The following is a 1,159-nucleotide window of genomic DNA, read 5'->3' as shown; positions in this document are numbered from 1 at the left end:
TAACGATATCAGAAAATGCAACGATAGATGTTTCAGGAGCAGTAACAGTAGCAGAATTCGGATGTACAACAGGAAATACAACGAATAATGCAACTATCACAGTAAATGCAGGAGCAATAACAGGAGGAACAGGAACATTTGTACGAGTAGAGTTTATTGATGCAGGAACAGGAACAGTTCTTCAAGATAGTGGAAGCTTTGTTTATACATCAACAAATGAAGCAGGAGGAAACTATACAATAAATGTATATGATGATAAAGGATGTTTAGGGACAGTAGGAGCTACTATCCAACCATTTGAAAGGTTAATAGATGCAGCAATTACAGTAACTAAAGCAATTGATTGTGCTACAGGAGAAAATATTACAGTTAAGATAAATCCAGATATAGCAAATGCAAGTTATACAATAACAGGAGCAGGAACAGGATTTACAGCAACACAGGTAGTACCAGTAGCAACAGATTCAGCGACATTTACAGGATTAGCAACAGATAATTATACCATCACTATTACTCACCCAGTAACAGGATGTATCTTATCAACAGCTCATATAGTAGAATCAGCACCAACATTTACATTAGATATAGATAATATTCAAAATGTAACATGTTTTGGAACAACAACAGGAAGCTCAGAGTTAATCTTTAGTACAAGTACACCGTATACAGGAAATTATACATATGAAATTTTCAATGTAGGAGGAGTAACAACAGGAATAACAGGAAACGGAGTAGGAAATGTAGTAGAGTCATTAACAGGTTTAGGAGCAGGAAACTATTATGTTTCAGTAACTATGACAGATAGTCCATTCTGTCCAGTACAATCTCCAAACTTTGAAATTCAAGGACCAGCAGCAGCATTAGGAGTAAGTGGAGTAGTAAATCCACTAGTAAGTTGTAATGGAGGATCAGATGGAACAATCACAGCAACTGGAACAGATGGTTGGGGAAGTTATGATTACCAATTAGAGTTCTTAGCAGGAGGAGTTGTAGGTACTTATACGTATAGTAATAACAATGTATTTACAGGGTTAGCATCAGGAGACTATAGAATTAGAGTAAGAGATGCCAATGGATGTACAAGTGAAGCTACAGTAAATGTACCAACGCCAACACCAGTAACATTCACAGTAGCTGAGAATGACAATGTTTGTGATTC

The 1,159-nt window shown here is 36.4% G+C and carries 1 protein-coding gene; it reads left to right on the top strand.

Annotated features, from left to right (window positions below; genetic code table 11):
* The coding region (locus F7018_RS18660) for a hypothetical protein (RefSeq protein WP_175578785.1) at window positions 1-1,159 on the top strand (1,159 nt) is incomplete at both ends.

The organism is Tenacibaculum aiptasiae (assembly GCF_008806755.1).
GTDB lineage: Bacteria > Bacteroidota > Bacteroidia > Flavobacteriales > Flavobacteriaceae > Polaribacter > Polaribacter aiptasiae.
Note: the sequence above shows the minus strand (reverse complement) of the source record. Positions and strands in the feature narration are given on the sequence as shown.